Source organism: Aggregatibacter sp. HK296 (assembly GCF_980469475.1).
The window spans coordinates 1,758,298-1,783,089 of the sequence record NZ_OZ413142.1 but is presented as its reverse complement, the minus strand read 5'-3'; the positions used below and the strand labels follow the sequence as shown (position 1 = coordinate 1,783,089).

At 42.5% G+C, this 24,792-nt stretch carries 24 protein-coding genes; 20 read left to right on the top strand and 4 right to left on the bottom strand.

From position 1 onward, the window contains the following. Positions 1-66 precede the first annotated feature (66 nt). From AC30SH_RS08475 to AC30SH_RS08460, 4 genes are all read left to right on the top strand, one after another. A complete protein-coding gene (locus AC30SH_RS08475) occupies positions 67-1,317 on the top strand; it encodes a NupC/NupG family nucleoside CNT transporter (protein ID WP_489582362.1) in 1,251 nt (416 codons plus the stop codon). A 115-nt stretch (positions 1,318-1,432) separates the two neighbouring features. Next, positions 1,433-2,152: a purine-nucleoside phosphorylase gene (deoD, locus tag AC30SH_RS08470; RefSeq protein ID WP_212510238.1), complete on the top strand. Its 720-nt coding sequence runs from the start codon at positions 1,433-1,435 to the stop codon at positions 2,150-2,152. A gap of 414 nt (positions 2,153-2,566) precedes the next feature. After that, positions 2,567-8,935, top strand: a complete 6,369-nt coding sequence (locus tag AC30SH_RS08465) for a YadA-like family protein (RefSeq protein ID WP_489582361.1) — start codon at positions 2,567-2,569, stop codon at positions 8,933-8,935. Positions 8,936-9,130: 195 nt separating this feature from the next. Beyond that, positions 9,131-9,952: an OmpA family protein gene (locus tag AC30SH_RS08460; protein WP_489582360.1), complete on the top strand. Its 822-nt coding sequence runs from the start codon at positions 9,131-9,133 to the stop codon at positions 9,950-9,952. Between the two features lie 139 nt (positions 9,953-10,091). Here the strand turns inward: AC30SH_RS08460 and udp are convergent, their stop codons facing one another. Together udp and asnC are read right to left on the bottom strand one after the other, a co-directional pair. Beyond that, positions 10,092-10,850, bottom strand: a complete 759-nt coding sequence (udp, locus tag AC30SH_RS08455; RefSeq protein ID WP_489582359.1) for a uridine phosphorylase — start codon at positions 10,848-10,850, stop codon at positions 10,092-10,094. Between the two features lie 28 nt (positions 10,851-10,878). Next, the gene (asnC, locus tag AC30SH_RS08450) at positions 10,879-11,331 is read right to left on the bottom strand and encodes a transcriptional regulator AsnC (RefSeq protein ID WP_005715729.1); all 453 of its coding nucleotides are present in this window, start codon (positions 11,329-11,331) and stop codon (positions 10,879-10,881) included. A gap of 171 nt (positions 11,332-11,502) precedes the next feature. Between asnC and asnA the strand changes: the two genes are divergently transcribed. After that, positions 11,503-12,495 carry an aspartate--ammonia ligase gene (gene asnA / locus AC30SH_RS08445; RefSeq protein ID WP_005715731.1) on the top strand — a complete coding sequence of 331 codons (993 nt, stop codon included), beginning with the start codon at positions 11,503-11,505 and terminating at the stop codon, positions 12,493-12,495. Positions 12,496-12,623: 128 nt separating this feature from the next. On the opposite strand, the gene dusA is transcribed toward asnA, so the two are convergent. Both dusA and AC30SH_RS08435 read right to left on the bottom strand, forming a co-directional pair. Continuing rightward, entirely contained in the window at positions 12,624-13,607 is a 984-nt protein-coding gene (gene dusA / locus AC30SH_RS08440; RefSeq protein ID WP_489582358.1) for a tRNA dihydrouridine(20/20a) synthase DusA, read from the bottom strand. Between the two features lie 2 nt (positions 13,608-13,609). Then, complete coding sequence (locus AC30SH_RS08435; protein ID WP_489582357.1) at positions 13,610-14,998, bottom strand: chloride channel protein; 1,389 nt, start codon at positions 14,996-14,998, stop codon at positions 13,610-13,612. Positions 14,999-15,258: 260 nt separating this feature from the next. Here AC30SH_RS08435 and AC30SH_RS08430 point away from each other — a divergent pair, with 260 nt between their 5' ends. The 15 genes from AC30SH_RS08430 (at position 15,259) to rpsQ (ending at position 24,675) form a co-directional block, all read left to right on the top strand. Beyond that, positions 15,259-16,263, top strand: a complete 1,005-nt coding sequence (locus AC30SH_RS08430) for an ornithine carbamoyltransferase (RefSeq protein ID WP_021616560.1) — start codon at positions 15,259-15,261, stop codon at positions 16,261-16,263. A gap of 10 nt (positions 16,264-16,273) precedes the next feature. Further along, positions 16,274-17,206, top strand: a complete 933-nt coding sequence (arcC, locus tag AC30SH_RS08425) for a carbamate kinase (RefSeq protein WP_048750166.1) — start codon at positions 16,274-16,276, stop codon at positions 17,204-17,206. Between the two features lie 110 nt (positions 17,207-17,316). Next, positions 17,317-18,846, top strand: a complete 1,530-nt coding sequence (locus tag AC30SH_RS08420; RefSeq protein WP_489582356.1) for a YfcC family protein — start codon at positions 17,317-17,319, stop codon at positions 18,844-18,846. Between the two features lie 95 nt (positions 18,847-18,941). Further along, positions 18,942-19,409, top strand: a complete 468-nt coding sequence (locus tag AC30SH_RS08415) for an Lrp/AsnC family transcriptional regulator (protein WP_005715742.1) — start codon at positions 18,942-18,944, stop codon at positions 19,407-19,409. A 312-nt stretch (positions 19,410-19,721) separates the two neighbouring features. Further along, positions 19,722-20,033 (top strand): 30S ribosomal protein S10, encoded by a 312-nt coding sequence (gene rpsJ / locus AC30SH_RS08410; RefSeq protein ID WP_001181005.1) that lies wholly within the window; start codon positions 19,722-19,724, stop codon positions 20,031-20,033. Positions 20,034-20,049: 16 nt separating this feature from the next. After that, complete coding sequence (gene rplC / locus AC30SH_RS08405) at positions 20,050-20,676, top strand: 50S ribosomal protein L3 (protein ID WP_005704440.1); 627 nt, start codon at positions 20,050-20,052, stop codon at positions 20,674-20,676. Positions 20,677-20,691: 15 nt separating this feature from the next. Then, the gene (gene rplD / locus AC30SH_RS08400) at positions 20,692-21,294 is read left to right on the top strand and encodes a 50S ribosomal protein L4 (protein ID WP_005556240.1); all 603 of its coding nucleotides are present in this window, start codon (positions 20,692-20,694) and stop codon (positions 21,292-21,294) included. Then, positions 21,291-21,593 carry a 50S ribosomal protein L23 gene (rplW, locus tag AC30SH_RS08395; RefSeq protein WP_005701885.1) on the top strand — a complete coding sequence of 101 codons (303 nt, stop codon included), beginning with the start codon at positions 21,291-21,293 and terminating at the stop codon, positions 21,591-21,593. Before rplD ends, rplW begins: the two co-directional genes overlap by 4 nt. A 20-nt stretch (positions 21,594-21,613) precedes the next feature. Next, on the top strand, positions 21,614-22,435 hold the full coding sequence (gene rplB, locus AC30SH_RS08390; RefSeq protein WP_005701883.1) for a 50S ribosomal protein L2: 822 nt from the start codon (positions 21,614-21,616) through the stop codon (positions 22,433-22,435). A gap of 25 nt (positions 22,436-22,460) precedes the next feature. Beyond that, positions 22,461-22,736, top strand: a complete 276-nt coding sequence (gene rpsS / locus AC30SH_RS08385; RefSeq protein WP_005539416.1) for a 30S ribosomal protein S19 — start codon at positions 22,461-22,463, stop codon at positions 22,734-22,736. 10 nt (positions 22,737-22,746) lie between these two features. Next, positions 22,747-23,079: a 50S ribosomal protein L22 gene (gene rplV, locus AC30SH_RS08380; protein ID WP_005539363.1), complete on the top strand. Its 333-nt coding sequence runs from the start codon at positions 22,747-22,749 to the stop codon at positions 23,077-23,079. A gap of 16 nt (positions 23,080-23,095) precedes the next feature. Beyond that, on the top strand, positions 23,096-23,803 hold the full coding sequence (rpsC, locus tag AC30SH_RS08375) for a 30S ribosomal protein S3 (protein WP_005715746.1): 708 nt from the start codon (positions 23,096-23,098) through the stop codon (positions 23,801-23,803). A gap of 13 nt (positions 23,804-23,816) precedes the next feature. Then, positions 23,817-24,227: a 50S ribosomal protein L16 gene (gene rplP / locus AC30SH_RS08370; protein WP_005715748.1), complete on the top strand. Its 411-nt coding sequence runs from the start codon at positions 23,817-23,819 to the stop codon at positions 24,225-24,227. Beyond that, positions 24,227-24,418, top strand: coding sequence for a 50S ribosomal protein L29 (rpmC, locus tag AC30SH_RS08365; protein ID WP_005539356.1), 192 nt, complete (start codon positions 24,227-24,229; stop codon positions 24,416-24,418). Before rplP ends, rpmC begins: the two co-directional genes overlap by 1 nt. Then, positions 24,418-24,675 (top strand): 30S ribosomal protein S17, encoded by a 258-nt coding sequence (gene rpsQ / locus AC30SH_RS08360; protein ID WP_005539352.1) that lies wholly within the window; start codon positions 24,418-24,420, stop codon positions 24,673-24,675. The genes rpmC and rpsQ overlap by 1 nt, the downstream gene beginning before the upstream one ends. Positions 24,676-24,792: the final 117 nt, after the last annotated feature.

Here is a 24,792-nt window from a genome sequence, read left to right as displayed (position 1 = left end):
ACTCTCCTTTTTTATGGAAACCAAGTAGAATACGCGAAATTTTATTCAATGACTTTTGAGGTATTTATGGACATTTTACTTAGTGTTGTCGGTATTTTGGTGCTGTTAGGGATTGCCGTTTTATTCTCTAACAATCGCAAAGCGATCAATTTACGTACTGTGTTTGGCGCACTGGCCATTCAAATCGCTATCGGTGCTTTCGTGCTTTATGTGCCGGCCGGCCGTCACGCATTACAAGCGGCATCCGATTTTATCGGTAAAGTTATCGGTTTTGGTAATGAAGGGATTAGTTTTGTTTTTGGTGGATTGACTGACCCAAGCCAAAGTTTTGGTTTTATCTTCGCCATTAAAGTATTACCGGTGATTATCTTTTTCTCCGCACTCATTTCCTTGCTTTATTACATCGGGGTGATGCAATGGATTATCAAACTTATCGGTGGTGGGTTACAAAAATTATTAGGTACTTCAAAAGCGGAATCCATGTCTGCAGCAGCAAACATTTTCGTGGGGCAAACGGAAGCGCCGTTAATTGTTAAGCCATTTATCGGTCGTATGACCCAATCTGAATTATTCGCTGTGATGGTGGGTGGCGTGGCTTCTATCGCCGGTTCTGTGATGGCAGGTTATGCCGGAATGGGCGTGCCGTTAACTTACTTAATTGCGGCTTCTTTTATGGCTGCACCGGGTGGTTTATTATTCGCTAAAATCATGTTTCCACAAACGGAAAAAACCGATGATATGTTAAAAGAGGGAGCTGATGTGGAAAAACCGTCCAACGCGATTGAAGCCTTAGCAAATGGTGCGCGTGACGGTATGCATTTGGCACTGAATGTAGGCGCGATGTTAATTGCGTTTGTTTCTGTGATTGCCTTAATCAACTGGATTTTAAGTAGTTTGGGTGGCATTGTTGGTGAACCAAACTTAACTTTACAAGTGATTTTAGGTTGGATTTTCAAACCATTGGCATACTTAATCGGGATTTCTTGGGAAGAATCTGCCATTGCCGGCCAAATGATTGGTTTAAAATTAGCGGTGAATGAATTTGTGGGGTATTTAGAATTTGCTAAATATTTACAACCGGATTCTGCTGTTGTGCTAAGTGATAAAACCAAAGCAATTATTACCTTTGCTCTTTGTGGTTTCGCTAACTTCAGCTCCATTGCAATCTTAATCGGCGGCTTAGGCGGTATGGCACCAAATCGTCGCGGTGATGTTGCGCGTTTAGGCTTAAAAGCCGTAGTTGCGGGTTCATTATCTAACTTAATGAGCGCAACAATTGCAGGTTTATTTATTGGTTTAAGTGGTGCCGTGCTATAAAGTGCGGTATGATTTCGCCATGTTTTTTATGATGACACCACGACAACGTTCGTGGTGTTGTCGTTTATAAGCAACGGAAACGTTTGCTTCATCATGTCAACAAGAGGGAAAAACTATGACTCCACACATTAACGCACCTGCCGGTGCATTTGCTGATGCTGTATTAATGCCGGGTGATCCGCTACGTGCGAAGTATATTGCGGAAACTTTTTTGGAAAACGCACAGGAAGTGACTAACGTACGTAATATGTTAGGTTTCACCGGTACCTATAAAGGTCGTCGCATTTCCGTGATGGCACATGGTATGGGGATCCCTTCCTGTTCCATTTACGCAAAAGAACTTATCACTGAATACGGCGTGAAAAAAATGATTCGTGTTGGCTCTTGCGGTGCAGTACGTATGGATGTGAAATTGCGTGATGTGGTTATCGGTGTGGGTGCATGTACCGACTCCAAAGTAAACCGTATCCGTTTTAAAGATAACGATTTTGCCGCCATCGCGGATTTTGGTTTAACGCAAGCAGCCGTGCAAGCGGCCAATAAGTTAGGTGTGAAAGCTCGCGTTGGGAACTTATTCTCTGCCGATTTATTCTACACGCCGGATGTCAGCATGTTTGATGTGATGGAAAAATACGGCATTCTTGGTGTGGAAATGGAAGCCGCCGGTATTTACGGTGTTGCCGCAGAATATGGTGCACGCGCATTAACCATCTGTACCGTATCTGATCACATTCGTACCCACGAGCTCACCAGTGCGGAAGAACGTCAGTTAACGTTTAATGAAATGATTAAAATTGCATTAGAAGCAGTATTAATTGACGATGAATCGAATTAGCTTTAAAATTCACGCGCCATGCCATAGGCATAATTTTGTATATGTTACTTATTGAATAAGTAGAATAGGAGCTGTTTTAAATTTATACCTGTGGCGACAGCATCATTGGCGACAATTTATTTGTGTAGTTTAGTTGTTCAAATGTATGGGCGTTGTCAATGATGTTGTCTCGAGGCGAGGAGTCTGTTTTTAGCGATTCCGTAGGTGTTTTGATAGAAGGCCTTAGAGTTATGGGTATCTATTAGGCCTACTAGTGATGCATTCACTTTTTCCTATGTTGTGCAATAGTCATTGCTCAACATATTTTTTGTTTATGCATTACATATCCATCTTCGTTATGAAGAGTAAAGCATTTATCCATTAAAGTTATATATCAATATATCTTGATTAAATTTAACCATTAGGAGAACTTCCATGAATAATATATACAAGGTTATCTGGAGTAAGGTAACTAACGTATTAGTCGTTGTATCCGAATTAGCGCGCTCTAAAGGGGTATCAGGACGCAATTCAACAGCGGCATCAAGCAACACTGCAAAAGTACGCACAAAATTAACCGCACTTTCTGTCGCTCTTTCATTCTGCTTCGGCGCATCTTCAGTATTTGCTGCTGATGTTAATGCTTCGAATGTTACCGCAACAACATCATTAACTGTTGGTGCTGCAGCTGCCGCTGGTGGTTCAGCAACAGGTACAACAACATTACATGGTACTGCTACATTGAATGGTAAAAATTTAGCAACCACCGATGATGTAGCAACTAAAGCTAGCCAAGCTGATTTAACTACATTACAAAACACAGTGAATGGTAAAGCTAGTCAAGATGCTCTAAATACATTAACAACTACCGTTAATGGTAAAGCTAGCCAAGATGATCTAAATACATTAAAAACTGATTTTGGTAACTATAAAACTACTACTGACGATAAACTTGAAAAGCTAAAAACTTCTACAGAAAAATTAGGTATTGGTGAAACCTATAACGGTATTAAATATTTCCGTGCAAATTCAACAAAACCTGATGCTACAGCCGGTGGAACTGACGCTGTTGCAATTGGCCCAGAGGCTAAAGCCGGTGGGAATAATACTGTTGCATTGGGTGTGAATGCTTCTTCTAATGGCGCAGAGTCTGTTGCTGTTGGTCATGGAGCAGCTGCGTTAGGAAGTTCTACCTCTTCAGTTGTATTAGGTCATAGTGCTCAAGTAGGTACTAAAACTGAGGATACTAAATATGACAACGCTCAGCAGATTATGCTTGGTGATGGTAAAAGTGGTATTGCGATTGGTGATCACGCTGTCAGCAGAGGTGATCAGAGTATCGCAATTGGTAAAGGTGCATTAACAACAAATAAAGACAAAGCGGAGACATTAGCTTCTAATAGTATCGCAATTGGTTCTGGAGCGCGGAGCATTGGTTCAAATTCTGCGATTGCTTTTGGTAACGGGGCTATGAATCATTGGGGAGCTGATTCTTCTATCGCAATGGGACAAGCTGCAGAATCTAAAGATGCTAATACAATCTCAATTGGTCATGCAGCTTCCGCAGAGAAAGGCGGTTTAGCGATTGGTACTACTGCAAAATCATCTGAAGCGGGTGTCGCATTAGGTGAGTTAGCTAGTTCAACCACGAATGGGATTGCTATTGGTAAGTCGGCTTCAGCAAACCAAAATAAAACAATTTCTATTGGTTTAAATGCGGGTGTTGGACAAGAAGCTGATGTTACAGGAACAAAACATTCAAATATTAATATTGGTGTTGACTCAGGTACGAATGTAGTTGGTCAGTTTAATGTGGCTTTGGGCGAGAAAGCTGGCCAGTATGTTAGAGGTAAGGCTAGTGTCGCAATTGGTTTAGGTGCTGGTAAGAATATCAGTTCGAGTTCTAGTCCTGAGGCGATGATTGAGAACGTTTCTATTGGTAACCAAGCAAATGCCCGTGATGGTCAGTCTTCTGTCGTGAAAGCAACGGCTTTAGGTTCTCAAACGCAAGCTGAAGATATGGCAACTGCCGTGGGTTATGGCGCTAAAGCTAAAAAATCTAAATCTGTAGCGATTGGTAATGAGTCTGCGACAGAAGGGGAAGAGTCAGTTGCAATTGGTTCTGCCGCGCAAGCTCATGGTGGTAGCGTGGCTTTAGGTGCTAATTCAGTTGCTAATGATAAAGATGGTGCTGGTGTATATACTGGAATGAAATCTACATCGGTGGTATCTGTTGGTAACGATGTTGGTAACGATAAGCTTTATCGTCGTCTAGTTAATGTTGCAGATGGCGCAGATGATCAAGATGCAGTAACTGTAAAACAATTGAAAAAGCTAGAAGTAGAATTAGGAAAAACAATTACTGTTGCTAGGAATACCAGTGCATCCGTTGCCGGTGCAGTTCTTTATGACACTGATGATGGCGATAATGATCCTGAGACAAACAGTGTTACATTTGGTGGACCGGCTGGTAGTCCAGCAAAACTTACACGTTTACAAAATGTTGCGTCAGGAAACAGTGATACTGATGCTGTAAATGTGAAACAATTGAAAGATGAAATTGCTCAAAATTCTCACCATTATTTTAGTGTCAATGATGCTAAGAAAACAGGTATCGCTAACTACGATAATATGGGCGCGAAAGGTGAACGCTCAATGGCAATCGGAACCTCAGCAGCTACATATGCCAACAATAGCGTTGCTTTAGGTAATAAAGTGACTAACTATGATGAGGGTGGTATTGCTATCGGGACAGAATATGTTGGTAGTGATGAACTGGATGATGGTAAAAAAACTGACAACACAACTGCCGTATCTAAACAAAACGAAGGTTATAAATACGGTATCGCTTTGGGGGCTGGTTCTCAGACTCAAGGTAATAATTCAATTGCTATTGGTAGCTTAGCTGCAACCTCAGTTCAAAATCTTGCGGAAGGTGGCATTGATCGCGCAATTGCACTTGGTTATTACGCTGTTTCTTCAGGAGCTAAAGCGAATGCGATTGGTGAACGTGCTCGAGCAAATTCCCTACAAGCTAACGCATTTGGTAGCCAAGCACAAGCATTAGCACAATCAGCAAATGCGATCGGTACAGCTGCTATGGCGGCAGGCGCAAACTCAATCGCTATTGGTTCACATCAACAGGTTGTTGGTGAAAACTCTGGTAGTATTGGTTATGCAGGAACATTTACCAATAAAAGTATCGGAGCTTCTTTGTCAGGTGACTATGGTCCAGGAGCAACGCGAGTACGCGGTAGTGGTACTTACTCTATCGGTAATATGAATGGTGAAATTCCTTCTAATGAGTCTGGCGTATTCGGTAATAATAACTTAGTACGTGGTTCTCAAAATATGCGTGTTATGGGGAATAACAACAAAATTGGTAACCTTGCGGCAAAAGATGCCGATGCATTGCCAGTGAAAAATGTCTATGTTACCGGTCACGGCAATACCATTGATACCGCTAATAACCCGTTAGAAGATAGCAAAAATATTTTTGTAATGGGGGCGGGCAATACTATTGGTAGTACGTCGCCTGCTACTAAGGGATTAAACATTACTGATTCCTATGTTATTGGTACCGGAAACACCATTAATGAATCAAATGACCTACTCGATAACGCTGAGGATCCATCTGATCCAGCTGCTGCCGGTCAAAAAGCTAAGATCGGTAAAGGTTATTTCATCTTAGGTAACAACGTTGATGCAAAATTGCAAAACTCTGTTTACTTAGGTACAAGCTCTGCCTTTATTGATGAAGCTACAGTATCTGCAGGAAAGGGTAATTACAGTCAGTTCGTTTCTAATGGCTTCCCAGCTTATCAGTACGCAGGTGGCGCACCGGTAGGTGTTGTTACGATCGGTAATAAGGCTGAGACTCGTCGTCTTCAAGGTGTTGCGGCTGGTTTAGTGGCAGAGCATAGTACTGATGCAATCAATGGTAGCCAATTGTATGCACACACCCGTCCAATGGGATTTGTTGCGGATAATTCAGGTGCAGATGGAAAAGATCTGAATGGCTTAGCAATTGATGATGCAAGTATCACTATGGTTAAACGCGCAGCCGGACAAGCACTTAAACTTAACGGTGGTGCCAAAGGGGCGCTTTCTGATGAAAATATCGGTACTGTTGTAAATGGTACAAACCAAGTTGATATCAAATTAGCCAAAGAGCTGAAAAACTTAACAAGTGCTCAGTTCGGTGATGATAATGCCAATACAACCGTTAATAGTTCTGGTGTAACTATCAAAGATGGTCCAAGCTTTACTAAGACCTCTATCGATGCTAATGGTAACAAAATCACTAAAGTGGCAGCTGGTGATGTTAACGCAAACAGTACAGATGCGGTTAACGGTAGCCAATTAAACGAAGTGAAAGAAACCGCAGAAAAAGGCTGGAATCTTACTACGGCTAAATCTGGTAATAAGCACAACGTTAAGCCGGGTGGTGATGTCGATATTAGCTCTGCTAATGCAAATATTACTGTAAGCAATGATCAAGGCAACGTAAAACTTGAATTAAACAAGGATCTTAATCTCACCGAAGATGGAAGCGTTAAAGTTGGTGCTACTAAAGTGACTAAAGATGGTGTCACCATCGACAATGGTCCAAGTATGACAATTACTAACGGTATCAATGCAGGTGATAAGAAAATCACTAATGTTAAAGCAGGTGAAGCTGATACTGATGCAGTAAATGTTGCTCAGTTGAATGAAGTAAAAAATGCAGCAGCAACAGCAGGCAAAGGCTGGACGCTCAGTACCGGTACAGGCGATACCAACAAGCATGTTGTTAAGCCTGAGGGTGAAGTCAACATTAGTGGCGATGACAATATCACTGTAACTCACGATGCTGGTAACGTAAAAGTTGCATTAAACAAAAATCTTAACCTTGGTGATGCAGGAAGTGTCAAAATTGACCAAACTACCTTGAATAAAGATGGTTTAGCTGTTGGTACGAATGTAAAAGTGACTGACAAAGGGCTAACTGCTGGTAAGGTGTCAGTGACAACTGATGGTATCAACGCAGGCAACGAGAAAATCACCAATGTGGCTGATGGCACAATTGCAGCAGACAGTAAAGATGCTGTTAACGGTGGTCAGTTGCATAAAGTGAAAACCGATCTTGAGACTGCGGTTACAGCTGCGAAGACAGAAGTTGAAGCGGGTGAAAATGTTACCGTTACTACTCAAACAGGTGCTGGTAAACAGACTATTTACACCGTCTCTGCTAAAGATACTTCAGCCTCTGTTTCAAACGGTTCTGACATGATTAAAGTTGAAGCTGAAGCAGAAGCGAAAAAAGGCACTGTTCATGTAACAAACTATAAAGTTGACTTATCTGACAAAGCTAAAGCCGATATTCAAAAAGGTGTTGATGCTAAAACTAAAGTCGATAATGAAGGTTTAACCTTCGCAACTGATGGTGGTAATACCAGCGTACGTAAGCTGGGTGACACAGTTGGTGTGAAAGGCGATACCAACATCACAACAAAAGCCGATGGTGGTGATGTTAAGGTGACGTTGAACAAAGAGTTGAAAGACTTAACAAGCGCTCAGTTCGTTAAGGGTAACGATAGTACTACGGTAGACAGCCAAGGTGTTACCATCACAGGTGGTCCAAGCATAACTAAGAACGGTATTGCGATGAATGACAAAGCAATTACTGGACTTGCAAGTGGTTTAGATGGTGTTACAGATGTCACTAAAGCACCAGACACTAAACTAAAAAATGCTGTTAATGTTGGTGATTTGAAAACAGTAGCGACAGATGCTTTCGGTTTGAAAGACAAAAACAATAACGAGGTTAAACAAGACCTAGGTACTACAGCTCAAATTACCGGTGATGACAACATCAATACTAAAGTTGAAGAGCAACAAGTTGATGGCAAGAAAACTGCGAAATTAACAGTTAGCTTAAATAACGAGATTACTCTTGGCGGTACAACTAAGGGTAACCAAGATGGAACTTTAGCGGTGAAAAGTAAAGACGATCAAAACAGCGTTACTTTAAACGGCAAAGATGGTTCTATTGGTATTGATGGTGAAGATGCTAAAGGCAAGGTCACTGTTGCTCAAGGTGCAACTGACGTAAATGGTGCAGCGGGTGAGAAGAAAACTCGTATCGTTTACGATGTTGACGGTGGTGCACGTGAATATGTAGCAACTTTAAATGACGGATTAAAATTTGGTGCAAATGACGGCACAGTTCATAATGCCAAATTGAATACTCAAGTCGATATTAAAGGTGCTGCAACAAACACGGATTGGACTAAATTTGATGGCGGTAAAAATATTATGACCAAAGTCGAAGGAAACACCGTGACTGTAGGCTTGGCAAACGATGTTAATGTCAATAGCGTCACTGCAACTGAACACGTAACTGTTGGTGGTACTACCAAAATCACCAATGATGGCGTAACCATTAAAGATGGCCCAAGCATGACGAAGAGCAATGGTATCGATGCTAACAATATGACCATCAAAAATGTTGCACCAGGCGTGAACAATACCGATGCAGCGAATGTTGGACAATTGCGCATTCTTGAAGGCAAGGTTAACCGTGTTGACAGAAATCTGCGTGCCGGTGTAGCGGGTGCTAACGCAGCAGCATCTTTACCGCAAGCTTACTTGCCGGGTAAAAACATGGTTGCTGTTTCTGCCGGTACTTACCGTGGTGAAGGCGCGATTGCCCTAGGTGTATCCCGCGTTTCTGATAACGGTAAAGTTGTGGTGAAATTGACTGGTAACAGCGACACCCGTGGCAACTTTGGTGCTGGTGTAGGTGCGGGCTACCAATGGTAATACCGTTCGCCTAATAAAATAGGGAAGCGATAGCTTTCCTATTTTTGAAGGCATACCAAGGTGAATTTCACGATAAAAACCGACCGCACTTTTATGTGCAATCCGGTTAAATAATGTGATTTCCCTTGGTAACCAAAGAGAAGCAACCCAAGGTTGAAACAAACAACTATTTTATGAATTCTACGAGGTGAAGAGATGACCTTAGCAAAAATGTTATTATCAACTATCGCTGCAACTATGTTGGTTGCTTGCGGTAACTTAAGTCACGTATCTAAAGATGGCGCACCGGTGGAGAACACCCAATTAGTGTGGCCTAAAGTTGAAGATTCCACATTTAATCATGACGGTAGCCAATACGGTTCTTGGCCGAACTGGGATAACGTTCGAATGATTGAAAAAGGCATGAATAAAGATCAACTCTATTATTTGATCGGCCGCCCGCATTTTGCGGAAGGCTTATTCGGCGTGCGCGAATGGGATTACGTGTTTAACTACCGTGAAAACGGTGCAAATAAAGTATGCCAATTTAAAGTATTGTTCGATTCTGAGATGAACGCACAAAATTTCTATTGGTATCCAAACGGCTGTAACAGCAACTATTCTTTCAGTTTGTCCGGCGATTTCTTGTTTGATTTTAACAAGGACACATTGACTGCACAAGGTGTAGAAGTGATTGACAATATTGCACAGCAGTTAAAATCTGCTAAAGCAAAAGAAGTCACTGTTGACGGCTATACCGATCGCTTAGGTTCTGATCGTTATAATTTAGCTTTATCACAACGTCGTGCAGACCGTGTGAAAGCGCGTTTGGCTGAGTTAGGCTTGAAAGCGCACATCGTAGCTATCGGACACGGTAAAGCAAACCAAGTGAAAGCTTGTGATGGCAGTGGTCAAGCACTAAAAGATTGCTTAGCACCTAACCGTCGTGTAGAGATTTCCTCTTCCGGCGCGTTAGTAAAAGCTGAAGGCACGAAAACGATGGGTAAAACAGGTCCTGCACCGTTATACTCAAAATAAAATGCTAAAAAAAGCCTCTTAACGGAGGCTTTTTTATTGCCATTGATTTGATACAGACAATAAAAAGAGCGGTCGAAATTCATGGTGTTTTTCGACCGCTCTTTTTATGCGATAAGCTGTGTCTGTGTGCTTACGTCAATTACACTAACAAGCCTGCCGCTTTCACTACTACGTGAATGGCGGTTTCTTCCGTGGATTGAATGGTCGCCTCATTCGGGATTTCTTGTTGGGTGCGGTTGACGATAGCACCTGCGATCATGCCGGCACGCAAACCCAGTGCGGAGCACATGGTGAACAAGGTGGCAGACTCCATTTCATAGTTCATCACGTTCAATTCTTGCCATTGTTTTAATGAACCCTGGAAATGACGACAAATCTTGCTGGTGTAAGTGTCATAACGTTCTTGTCCCGGATAGAAGGTGTCGGAAGAAGCTGTGATACCCACATGGACGGCATCGCCGACCTCTTCTTTAGCGACTTTGTAAAGGGCTTCGGTACATTCAAAGTTTGCTACCGCCGGATATTCCAATGGGGCGAAATGGCGGCTGGCGCCATCGAGACGTACAGCACCGGTTGTCACTAATAAATCACCGACGTTAATGTGCGGTTGGATGGCGCCGGTTGTGCCGATACGTAAGAAAGTACGCACACCGAGCTGGGCTAATTCTTCTACTGCAATGGAAACCGATGGGCCGCCAATACCGGTGGAACATACGACCACGGCATGCTCCTCAATATAACCGAGCCAAGAGGTAAATTCGCGGGTAGAGGCGAGGAATTTTGGGCGATCCAATAAGCGTGCAATGCGTTCCACACGCTCCGGTGCGCCCGGGACGATGGCTAATTTAGCCCCATCTAACATGGCTTTCGTTAAGCCAAGGTGAAAGACTTCAGACATAACATCCTCCTTTCTTATTCGTTGTTTTTTACGGTTTAATATCACGCAAAATCGGATTCTGCATGGAAATTAAGGTTTCTGTGGATTGAATCTCGTCGATTAACTGAATTTTAGCCGATAAGACTAAGTGCAGTTCGGCAATGGTGTGTGTCATGACTTTAATGAAAATAGAATAATTGCCGGTGGTGTAATAGGCTTCTACTACTTCATCAATGGCCTCTAGCTTTTTGATCACTTTGTCATAATCTTTTGCCGATTTCAAAATAATGCCGATGAAACCGCAAACATCATAACCTAGTTTGCGTTCATTGATTTTCACTTTTGTCCCTTCAATAATGCCTGACTGGCGCATTTTTTCCACCCGAACATGAATGGTGCCGGGGCTAACACCAAAATTTTTCGCCATTTCTGCATAAGGGGTTCGGGCATCTTTGGTTAATACACGCAATATTTGTTGATCTAAATTGTCGATATTGTGCATAACACACTCCTTTGTTTTAAAAACTCTAAATAATTATATTATTTTTTAGATGTTATTTAAATAATGATGAAGTTTCTTTAATTCTGGCTAAATTGTGTTGCATTAACCCTAAAGAATAGGGAGAATCTACCGCATTCATGTAGAAACGTTAAATAATATAGGGTAAAAACAATGAAAAAGACATTTATTTTGCAACAACAAGAGATTAGTTTTGTAAAAAATACATTTACTCAAAACCTCATCGAGCAATTAGGCATCATCGAAGTTCAAGGCCCAATCTTAAGTCAGGTTGGTAATGGCATGCAAGATAACCTTTCCGGTATTGAAAAAGCGGTTCAAGTGCATGTAAAACAAATTCCAAATGCGGTGTTTGAAGTGGTTCACTCTTTGGCAAAATGGAAACGTCATACATTGGCTCGTTTTCATTTTAGAGAAGGTGAAGGCTTGTTTGTACACATGAAAGCGTTGCGTCCGGACGAAGATTCGTTAGATGCGACCCATTCCGTTTATGTGGACCAATGGGACTGGGAGAAAGTGATTCCGGAAGGTCGTCGCAATTTCGCCTATTTAAAAGAAACCGTGAATTCGATTTATCGTGCGATTCGCTTAACAGAATTGGCAGTGGAAGCCCGTTTTGATATTCCATCCGTACTACCAAAACACATTACTTTCGTTCACAGTGAAGACCTTGTGAAACGTTATCCAAACATGAGCGGCAAAGAGCGTGAAAATGCGATTTGTAAAGAATACGGTGCGGTTTTCTTAGTGGGGATCGGCGGTAAATTGTCTGATGGCAAACCACATGATGGACGTGCACCGGATTACGATGACTGGACAACAGAGTCAGAAAACGGCTACAAAGGCTTGAACGGTGATATCTTGGTTTGGAACGACCAACTTGGCAAAGCCTTTGAGTTGTCTTCTATGGGGATTCGTGTAGATGAAGCAGCGTTACGTTTACAAGTGAGCTTAACCGGTGATGAAGACCGTCTCAACATGGATTGGCACCAAGAATTATTGCAAGGCAAATTGCCGTTAAGTATTGGTGGTGGTATCGGTCAATCTCGTTTGGCGATGTTGTTATTGCGTAAAAAACATATCGGCGAAGTGCAATCCAGCGTTTGGCCGAAAGAAATGTTAGAAGAATATCAACATATTCTGTAATAGATGAAAAAGTGCGGTGGGTTTGAAAAACGTTTTTTAAATCCACCGCACTTTTGTTTTATAACTGATTTATTGATGGCACGCATTTTCTCATGCGTGCTTTTTTGCATCTAAAACTGACCGCACTTTTACGTTTCCACAAACCCTAATGCGGTTTCGACTACATCAATGCCGGCGCCGGCTTTGTAGGCATTTTCGCTTAAATAACGACGCCATTGGCGTGCGCCTTTGCAGTTTTGGAAGGCACCGAGCATATGGCGCACGATATGATTCAGATAGACGCCTTGGCTGAGTTGCTGTTCGATGTATGGAAACATGTTTTCCACCGCTTGGCGTGGGGGGATAATCGGGGCATTGGCGTCAAACAATGCGTGATCGATATGACCGAGCAAAGCGGGATTTTGATAAGCTTCGCGACCTACCATGACACCATCCACATACTTCAAGTGCTGTTGCATTTCTTCAGTGGTTTTAATGCCACCGTTGATGCTGATGAGCAAATGGGGAAAATCCTGTTTTAGTTGATACACACGTTCGTAATTTAGCGGCGGAATTTCACGATTTTGTTTCGGGCTTAAACCGGATAACCACGCTTTACGGGCATGCACAATAAATTCCTGACAGCCGGCTTGCTGCACTTTTTGGATGAAATCACACAGGAAATCATAGCTGTCAAAATCATCAATGCCGATGCGGGTTTTTACGGTGACGGGAATGTGCACCGCACTTTGCATTTGTTGTACGCACTCTGCAACCAGTTCCGCTTTTGCCATTAAACACGCACCAAACATACCGTTTTGTACGCGATCGGATGGGCAACCTACGTTCAAATTGATTTCTTGGTAACCACGCTGTTGCGCTAATTGAGCGCAATGTTGAAGTTGTTTTGGATCGCTGCCGCCCAGTTGCAACGCCACCGGGTTTTCTGCCGTATCAAAATCAAGGTGATTATATTTGGCATGAATAATGGCTTGGGTGGTCACCATTTCCGTATAAAGCAAGGCGTGACGGGAAAATTGGCGATGGAAATAACGGCAATGGCGCGTTGTCCAATCGAGCATCGGGGCAACGGCGAAGCGGCCGCGGTAAAAGTGCGGTTGATGTTGGGACATTTTTATGGGTTTTCCTTCATGTCTTTTGGCATTTCTTCTTTGATCCGTTGGCGGAAACGCCCTGCTGCCATGTGGTAAAACGGCTTCGGATTAAATTGGCGTGAAATAATGGAGGAAATCAGGCAGCAAATCAATAGCCAAATCAATACGGGTTGGCAGCCGGTCATTTCCATCACGATAACGCTGGCGGTGACCGGCGATTGGGTCGCACCTGCGAGAAATGCCGCCATACATAACAACACCAGCAAGCGCTGGTCGACTGAACCGTCAGTAAAGGCGGCAACTTGTACGCCAAGTCCTGCGCCGATGGTGAGTGAAGGGGTGAAAATACCGCCGGCAATGCCCGTCCAATATGTGCCTACTGTGGCGAACAGTTTCAGAATACCAATGTCGCTTTGTACCGCTTGGCCATCGAGCGCTTGGGTGACGACTTGGTAGCCGGTGCCGTAAGTTTGGCCGTTGGTGTAAACGCCAAGTGCGGTCAAAATTAGGCCTAAAATAATGGCGGTGAAAATAGGGTGCTTGCGTATCCAATGGCGGCAGAAAGGGAAGGTGCCGGCTGCGCCTTTGATTAACAAACGGCCGAAAATTCCCCCACTGACACCACTTACCGCACCACAAACTAAAACCCATAAACATAAATAAGGCATATCGGTTACGCCACGATATGTGGGGAAATAGGGGTTGTTGCCTTCAATAGCCACTAAAATAAAACCAGCCGCGAGTACGCCTAACAATACGCGTCGTTCCCAACGCAATAGCACACCACGACCCAATTCTTCGATGGCAAAAATAACACCGGCTAAAGGCGCATTAAATGCGGCGGCGAGACCACCGGCTGCCCCGGTTGCCATCAGTTCATTCGCACTCAATCCGGTAAATGCCACGCCATATTTTCGGCACAAGTTGCCCCACCATAACATCACGGCTGCACCGACTTGTACGGACGGCCCTTCCCGTCCAACAGAGGCGCCGATGAGCATTGCTAAAAACGTGAGTGGAATTTTCCATAGAGTCTGTCCAAAGGCGACTAAACGGTTTTTATTGGCTTGATGGGGCAGGCTAAGGGAGGCAATCACTTGTGGGATGCCACTGCCACCGACATAAGGTGTGTATTTGGCGACGAACCAGGTTAAGAGCGCCAAACCGCCGGGCAAAATAAACCAGACAGCAAGGGGATATTGTTGTGTCCAATGGGCGTTCCATTCCAAGCCCAAATCCGCAAGTTTGGCAAAGCCAAGGGAAAACAGAGAGACCAAGCTGGCGCCTATCAGTAAACAGGTAAATTCGAGGGTTTTGTGTGAAATTCGATAGGTTTGACGTAATTTCTTGTGTAAAACATACCGCACTTTAATGGCGTTATGACGTAAAAAAAGAAGCACAGTGTTCATGATGAGATTAATGTTGGGTGATGAGGTTAAAATTTTTTCACATAGAAAATTTTTTGTTCGAATTTTATACCAATAAAAAGCCCTTTGTTAGAAATTTGTTCAAAATCTTTACATTACGAGCGGAAATTCGAAACGATATTTACTTGCCTTTCTTTTAGAATAAAGACGTTCGCAAGGAGTAGGTTGTATGTCGAATAAATAGTTTGTGAATAGCTTGGCTATTCGGATTAAGTCAATAAACAAAAATCAAGGAGATTATTATGGCTTTCAATCTTAAAAACAGACACTTATTAAGTCTTGTTAATCACTCAGAACGTGAAATCAAATATTTATTAGATTTATCCAGAGACTTAAAAAGAGCAAAATATGCCGGTACCGAACAACAAAAATTAAAAGGCAAAAATATTGCGCTAATTTTTGAAAAAACCTCTACCCGTACCCGTTGCGCTTTTGAAGTTGCTGCTTATGACCAAGGCGCCCAAGTCACTTACATCGATCCAAACTCATCTCAAATTGGCCATAAAGAAAGTATGAAAGATACTGCCCGCGTATTAGGCAGAATGTATGACGCTATTGAATATCGTGGTTTCAAACAAGAAATTGTGGACGAATTAGCCGAATATGCCGGCGTGCCGGTGTTCAACGGTTTAACCGATGAATTCCACCCAACACAAATGTTGGCGGACGTGTTAACCATGATTGAAAATTGCGATAAACCATTAAGTGAAATCAAATATGTTTACATCGGTGATGCGCGCAACAATATGGGGAATTCCTTGTTATTAATCGGTGCCAAATTGGGTATGGATGTACGTATTTGCGGACCAAAAGCCCTATTACCGGATGCAGAGTTAGTGGATATGTGCGAAAAATTTGCAAAACAAAGTGGCGCACGCATTACGGTGACCGATGATATTGATAAAGCCGTGAAAGACGTTGATTTCGTGCACACTGACGTATGGGTTTCCATGGGTGAACCATTAGAAACCTGGGGCGAACGGATTAAATTATTATTACCGTATCAAGTCACTCCTGAATTGATGAAACGCACCGGCAATCCGCGTGTGAAATTCATGCACTGCTTACCGGCATTCCATAACAGCGAAACCAAAGTGGGCCGCCAAATTGCTGAAAAATATCCTGAATTAGCCAATGGTATTGAAGTGACCGAAGATGTCTTTGAGTCTCCAATGAATGTGGCCTTTGAGCAAGCGGAAAACCGCATGCATACCATTAAAGCCGTACTTTATTCCAGCTTAATTTAAGAGGTGGCGTATGAGAATTGTTATTGCATTGGGTGGAAATGCCTTGTTGCGTCGCGGCGAGCCGCTCACCGCTGAGAATCAGCGATTAAACGTGCGTATCGCTTGTGAACAAATTGCGAAGATTTATCCAAACAACGAATTGGTCATCGCACATGGTAATGGTCCACAAGTAGGTTTGTTAGCATTACAAAGTGCAGCCTATAAAGAAGTGCCTCCTTATCCGTTAGATGTATTGGGTGCAGAATCTGTGGGTATGATTGGTTACATGATTGAACAAGAATTAGGTAACTTAGTGCCGTTTGAAGTGCCGTTCGCCACATTGCTATCACAAGTGGAAGTCGATATTAATGACCCGGCATTTAAAAATCCAACCAAACCAATTGGTCCGGTGTATTCCAAAGAGGAAGCCGAACGCTTGGCAAAAGAGAAAAACTGGAGCATTGCACAAGATGGTGACAAATATCGCCGCGTGGTGCCGAGTCCGTTACCAAAACGCATTTTTGAAATCAACCCGGTGAAATGGTTGTTAGAAAAAGGCAGTATCGTGATTTGCGCCGGTGGTGGCGGTATTCCGACTTACTACGATGAGCAACATAATTTGCGTGGCGTAGAAGCGGTTATCGATAAAGACTTATGTTCTGCACTACTTGCCGATAATCTGGAAGCAGATTTATTCATTATCGCGACTGATGTGTCAGCTACCTTTGTGGATTGGGGCAAACCAACACAAAAAGCTATCGCATCAGCACCACCGGATGAAATTGAAAAAATGGGCTTTGCTGCCGGTTCGATGGGACCAAAAGTACAGGCTGCAGTGAATTTTGCACGTAGTACGGGTAAAGATGCCGTGATTGGATCACTTTCTGATATCGTTGATATTGTGAAAGGTAAAGCCGGCACACGTATCACGAATAAAGTGAAAGAAATTTCTTATTATTCATAATAATAAACTCACTTTGAGTATTTTAGCAGTTCAAAGTAGAATGTGCGGTCGGCATGGTTGATGAATGATTATGCCGATCTGCTAACTTCGATATTGACGAGGAGTCTGCTATGGAAGCGTCTAATAAAAAAAAGGTCTTTAATTTCCCATCAGCGTTCACGATTTTATTCTTCATTTTAATCCTTGCGGTGGGATTAACATGGGTTATTCCTTCCGGTTCCTATTCTAAGTTGACCTATAATACGACCGAAAAAGTCTTTGTAGTAAAAGCTTATGGTGAGCAAGATAAAACCTATCCTGCTACGGAAGAAACCTTAAATAATCTTAATATCAAAATTAAACTCTCCAATTTCACCGAAGGGGTGATCAAAAAACCGATTGCCATTCCGGGCACTTATCAACGTATTGAACAACATTACAAAGGTATCAAAGATATTCCTATCAGCATGGTGGAAGGAACCATCGAAGCGGTAGATGTGATGGTGTTCATCTTCGTGCTGGGCGGTATGATCGGTGTGATTAACAGAACAGGGTCATTTAACGCAGGGCTCATGGCGTTGGCACGGCGCACGAAAGGCAATGAATTTATGATTGTATTTAGTGTTTCCGTGTTGATGGTGTTAGGTGGTACAACTTGCGGTATCGAAGAAGAAGCCGTTGCGTTTTACCCTATCTTGGTGCCGGTATTTTTAGCGCTGGGGTATGATGCCATCATCTGTGTTGGGGCAATTTTCTTAGCTTCCTCCATGGGTACAGCATTTTCCACGATTAACCCATTCTCAGTGGTTATCGCGTCTAATGCGGCGGGTATTCAATTTACTGAAGGGATTGGTTTCCGTGCGATTGGTCTCGTGTTAGGGGCAACTTGCGTGATTTCGTACTTATATTGGTATGGTAAGAAAGTAAAAGCGGATCCGAGTTTTTCCTATACTTATGAAGATAGAGAAGAGTTTTATCATCGTTATATGAAAAACTTTGACCCAAATACCGTGCTTGAATTTACCTTAAGAAGAAAACTGATCTTAATCCTCTTCTGTATTGCTTTCCCAATCATGATTTGGGGGGTAATGGCGGGCGGTTGGTGGTTCCCACAAATGGCTGCTTCTTTCTTGTCCATCACGATTATCATTATGTTTATCAGTGGCTTGAAAGAAAAAGATATTGTGGAATCCTTTACCGAAGGGGCTTCCGAATTGGTTGGTGTATCTTTGATTATCGGTTTGGCTCGTGGTGTAAACTTAGTGCTTGAACAAGGTATGATTTCCGACACCATTTTGGATTACATGTCTAACCTTGTAAGTGGTATGCCGGGTAGCGTCTTTATCCTCGGTCAATTAGTAGTCTTCATCTTCTTAGGTCTTATCGTACCATCTTCTTCCGGTTTGGCAGTGCTTTCCATGCCAATTATGGCACCGCTTGCGGACGCAGTGGGTATTCCGCGTGACATCGTGGTTTCTGCCTATAACTGGGGTCAATACGCTATGTTGTTCTTGGCACCGACCGGTTTGGTGTTGGTGACATTACAAATGTTGCACATTCCATTTAATAAATGGGTGAAATTTGTGATGCCGATGATTGGCTGCTTATTGGTCATCGGGGCAATCCTACTGGTTGTTCAAGTCTCCTTATATAGTGTTTAACATCAATTTTAATAAAGGCCACCTATATCACAGTTTTTTATAGGTGGCCTTGTTATAATGCGCACGCATTTTCTTTCCTAAAAAAGGGATTTTTTATGTTTAAGAAATTATTCGATAACATTGATACGCGCATTTTAAAGGCTTTACAGCGCAACGGGCGCTTGCAAAATAATGAGCTCGCCAAAGAAATCGGGCTGTCAAATTCCGCTTGTTTGCGTCGAGTAAACCATTTAGAAGAAAGCGGTGTTATCGATGGTTATACGGCGTTATTGAATCCTAAAAAATTAAACCGCAATTTACTTGTTTATGTGCAGGGTACATTTTTTGAAGAAGATCCTGCCCTCAAAGAGCGGTTCATTTTTGAAGTGAAATTGATTCCGCAAATCACAGAATGTCATTTGATGGCAGGAAGTTATGATTTTATTTTAAAAATGCTGGTATCCGATTTGGATGAATTTCACGCTATAAAAACCAAATATTTAACCAAAGAGATCGGCATTAAAACGTTAAAGTCCGAAGTATCGCTAAAAACCATTAAATCTACTACCGAATTGCCGTTGTAATTCACTTTTTCATCAATAAAGTGCGGTCGTTTTAGAAAACGTTTTTGAAATTCACCGCACTTTATTGATGTAAAAAGTAAGAAAAGGCTTGCAGTGAAGACGAGGTTTTAGTAGAATTCACGGGCTTTAATTATAGAAGCCGTTTAATGTAATCATTTATTAAACGGGTATTACGATATGTAATACTAACAATGTCTCCGATTTGGAGACTATATAACAGGTAGCTTGCACCTCCTTTTCTTGTTGTTTTGATGTAAGAATTGTGATGGTGTTAGTTTTTTTATTAGCTAAATTTATTGGAGCTCTGGTCTCATGCAGAACCAAAGAATCCGTATCCGCCTTAAAGCGTTTGATCATCGTTTGATCGATCAATCCACAGCGGAGATCGTTGAAACAGCTAAACGTACCGGTGCGCAAGTGCGTGGTCCGATTCCTTTACCAACTCGTAAAGAGCGTTTCACAGTATTGATTTCTCCACACGTAAACAAAGATGCGCGTGATCAATATGAAATCCGTACTCACAAACGTTTAGTTGATATTGTTGAGCCAACAGAAAAAACTGTTGATGCTTTAATGCGTTTAGACTTGGCTGCCGGCGTTGACGTGCAGATCAGCCTAGGTTAATTAAGAGGTTATTACAATGATTGGTTTAGTCGGTCGTAAAGTCGGTATGACCCGTATCTTCAATGAAGATGGCGTGTCTGTACCGGTTACCGTTATCGAAATCGAAGCCAACCGCGTAACTCAAGTTAAAACTCTTGAAAACGATGGCTATACTGCAGTTCAAGTTACCACTGGCTCTAAAAAAGCAAGTCGTGTAACGAAGCCTGAAGCGGGTCATTTCGTGAAAGCTGGCGTTGAAGCTGGTCGCGGTTTATGGGAATTTCGTACTGAAGGTGAAGAATTCACTTTAGGTCAAGAAATTAACGTTGACATCTTTGCAGATGTTAAAAAAGTTGATGTTACCGGTACTTCTAAAGGTAAAGGTTTCCAAGGTGGTGTTAAACGTTGGAACTTCCGTACTCAAGATGCTACCCACGGTAACTCTTTATCACATCGTGTTCTCGGTTCTATTGGTCAAAACCAAACTCCGGGTCGTGTGTTTAAAGGTAAAAAAATGGCAGGACACTTAGGTGCTGAGCGTGTAACCGTTCAATCCCTTGAAGTTGTTCGTGTAGATGCTGAGCGTAAATTGCTATTAGTAAAAGGTGCCGTTCCGGGTGCTACTGGTAGTGATGTTATCGTTAAGCCGGCAGTTAAAGCATAGGTCTAGGAGATAGAGATGGAATTACAAGTTGTTGGTGCTAATGCACTCACTGTTTCTGAAACTACCTTCGGCCGTGAGTTTAACGAAGCGTTGATTCACCAAGTTGTTGTTGCTTACGCAGCAGGTGCTCGTCAAGGTTCTCGTGCACAAAAAACTCGTGCTGAAGTGTCTGGTTCAGGTAAAAAACCTTGGCGTCAAAAAGGTACAGGTCGTGCTCGTTCCGGTGATATTAAATCACCAATTTGGCGTTCTGGTGGTGTCACTTTCGCAGCGAAACCACAAGATCACAGTCAAAAAGTGAACAAGAAGATGTACCGCGGTGCAATCAAAAGCATTCTTTCCGAGCTTGTTCGTCAAGATCGTTTAGTTGTTGTTGATAAATTTGAAATTGATGCACCAAAAACCAAAGTATTAGTACAAAAATTAAAAGAATTAGCACTTGAAGATGTGTTAATCATCACAGCAAGTTTAGATGAAAATCTATTCTTGGCAGCACGCAACTTATACAAAGTAGATGTTCGTGATGCTCAAGGTATCGATCCGGTAAGTTTAATTGCTTTCGATAAAGTAGTTGTAACTGTGGATGCTGTGAAGCAAATTGAGGAGATGTTAGCATGAGTCAAGAACGTTTGCTAAAAGTGCTTAAAGCACCACATGTCTCTGAGAAAGCAACAAATAACGCTGAGAAGTCAAACACAATCGTTTTTAAAGTCGCTTTAGATGCGAATAAAGTAGAAATTGCTAATGCAGTAGAGCAACTTTTTGAAGTGAAAGTGGATTCTGTTCGTACCGTTGTGGTGAAAGGTAAAACTAAACGCCGTGGTGCTAAGATGGGACGTCGCAGTGACTGGAAAAAAGCTTATGTTACACTTCAAGAAGGACAATCTTTGGACTTCGTTGAAGGCGCAGCAGAGTAATTACGGAGGAGTAGAAGATAATGGCTATCGTTAAATGTAAGCCGACCTCCGCTGGTCGTCGTCATGTTGTTAAAGTTGTTAACCCTGAGTTGCATAAAGGTAAACCTTTTGCTGCGCTTTTAGATACTAAATCTAAAACCGGTGGTCGTAACAACTATGGTCGTATTACTACTCGTCACATCGGTGGCGGTCACAAACAACACTATCGTTTAATTGATTTTAAACGTAATAAATTAGACATTCCTGGTGTTGTTGAACGTTTAGAATACGATCCGAATCGTTCTGCAAATATTGCTTTAGTGCTGTATAAAGATGGTGAACGTCGTTATATCTTAGCACCAAAAGGTTTGGCTGCAGGTGATCAAATCCAAGCGGGTGCACATGCTCCAATTAAAGTTGGTAACTCATTACCAATGCGTAATATCCCGGTTGGTTCTACCGTACATAACGTTGAATTAAAACCAGGCAAGGGCGGTCAAATTGCTCGTTCGGCCGGTGCTTATGTACAGATCATTGCCCGTGAAGGTAATTATGTGACTTTACGTCTCCGTTCTGGCGAGATGCGTAAAGTGTTAGCTGAATGTTCTGCCACCATTGGTGAAGTAGGCAACTCAGAGCATATGCTTCGCGTATTGGGTAAAGCCGGTGCTAACCGCTGGAGAGGTGTACGCCCTACAGTTCGTGGTACAGCAATGAACCCAGTAGATCACCCACACGGTGGTGGTGAAGGTCGTAACTTTGGTAAACACCCAGTAACACCTTGGGGCGTTCAAACTAAAGGTAAGAAAACTCGCCATAACAAACGTACTGATAAATATATCGTACGTCGTCGTGGTAAATAATTTTAATTAAATAAGAGGATAAGCCATGCCACGTTCTCTCAAGAAAGGTCCTTTCCTTGACCTACACTTGTTGAAGAAGGTAGAGAAGGCGGTGGAAAGCGGGGATAAAAAACCAATTAAAACTTGGTCCCGTCGTTCAATGATCATTCCATCAATGATTGGATTGACCATCGCAGTCCATAATGGTCGTCAGCATGTTCCTGTTTATGTTTCTGATGAAATGATCGGTCATAAATTAGGTGAATTTGCACCGACTCGTACTTACCGCGGTCACGCTGCGGACAAGAAAGCTAAGAAGTAAGGGGTAAAAGATGGAAACTATTGCAAAACATCGTTACGCTCGCACTTCAGCGCAAAAAGCTCGCTTAGTTGCGGATTTAATCCGTGGCAAGAAAGTTGCTCAAGCTCTAGAAATTCTTACTTACACGAATAAAAAAGCATCTGCTTTAGTGAAGAAAGTTCTTGAGTCAGCGATTGCTAATGCGGAGCACAATGACGGTGCAGATATCGATGATCTTAAAGTTGCGAAGATTTTCGTAGATGAAGGTCCAAGCATGAAACGTGTTATGCCACGTGCTAAAGGTCGTGCAGATCGTATTTTAAAACGTACAAGCCACATTACTGTGGTTGTGTCAGATCGTTAATCGTAGAGGAATAACAATGGGTCAAAAAGTACATCCACATGGTATTCGCCTAGGTATTGTAAAACCTTGGAGCTCTACTTGGTTTGCGAATACACAAGACTTCGCTGACAATCTTGAAGGCGATTTCAAAGTACGTCAATTCTTGAATAAAGAATTAGCGAATGCTTCCGTTTCACGTATCACTATTGAACGTCCTGCGAAAAGTATTCGTGTTACTATTCACACAGCTCGCCCGGGTATCGTAATTGGTAAAAAAGGTGAAGATGTTGAAAAATTGCGTAATGCAGTGGCAAAAATTGCCGGCGTTCCTGCTCAAATCAACATCGCTGAAGTGAAAAAACCTGAATTAGATGCAAAATTAGTTGCAGACAGCATCGCTTCACAATTAGAACGTCGTGTTATGTTCCGTCGTGCTATGAAGAAAGCGGTACAAAATGCAATGCGTTTAGGCGCTAAAGGTATCAAAGTTGAAGTTAGCGGTCGTTTGGGCGGTGCTGAAATTGCTCGTTCTGAATGGTATCGTGAAGGTCGCGTGCCTCTACATACATTGCGTGCGGACATCGACTATAACACTGCAGAAGCTCATACTACATACGGCGTAATCGGCGTTAAAGTATGGATCTTCAAAGGTGAGATTCTTGGTGGAATGGCTGCGCTAGCGCAACCGGAACAACAACCTGCCGACAAGCCTAAAAAGGCTCCGCGCGGTAAAGGTCGTAAGTAAGGAGAATCGCTAAATGTTGCAACCAAAACGTACAAAATTCCGTAAAGTTCACAAAGGCCGTAACCGCGGTATCGCGGGTGGTACAGAAGTTAGCTTCGGTACTTTCGGTTTAAAAGCAGTTGGTCGTGGTCGTTTAACTGCGCGTCAAATTGAAGCCGCTCGTCGTGCGATGACTCGTGCAGTAAAACGTCAAGGTAAAATCTGGATTCGTGTATTCCCGGATAAACCAATTACTGAAAAACCATTAGAAGTCCGTATGGGTAAAGGTAAAGGTAACGTTGAGTACTGGGTAGCCTTAATCCAGCCGGGTAAAGTTCTCTATGAAATGGATGGTGTGTCTGAAGAGATCGCAAGAGAAGCATTTGCTTTAGCAGCTGCTAAATTGCCAATTAAGACCACTTTCGTAACTAAGACGGTGATGTAATGAAAGCTCAAGAACTACGTACAAAAAGTGTTGAAGAGCTGAATGCTGAATTGGTTAACTTGTTAGGTGAGCAATTCAAGTTGCGTATGCAAGCAGCCACCGGTCAGCTTCAACAAACCCATCAGTTAAAACAAGTGCGTCGTAGTATTGCACAAATTAAAACTGTTCTAACCGAAAAGGCGGGTGAGTAATGACTGATAAAATTCGTAGCGTGCAAGGTCGTGTAGTAAGTGACAAGATGGAGAAATCTTTCGTTGTTGCTATTGAACGCAAGGTTAAACACCCACTTTATGGTAAGTTTATCCGTCGCACAACTAAACTACATGTGCACGATGAAAATAACGAAGCTAAATTAGGTGATTTAGTAGAAGTTCGCGAATGTCGTCCGATTTCTAAAACTAAATCATGGACTTTAGTTCGTGTAGTTGAGAAAGCAGTGATTGCTTAATTAACAACAAAAAGTAATAAAATAAAAGCCAATAGCGTAAAGTTATTGGCTTTTCATTTTTTAAACGCTTGAAATTCTGACCGCACTTCTGTTTTCTCACATAAGTATAAGAGTGAG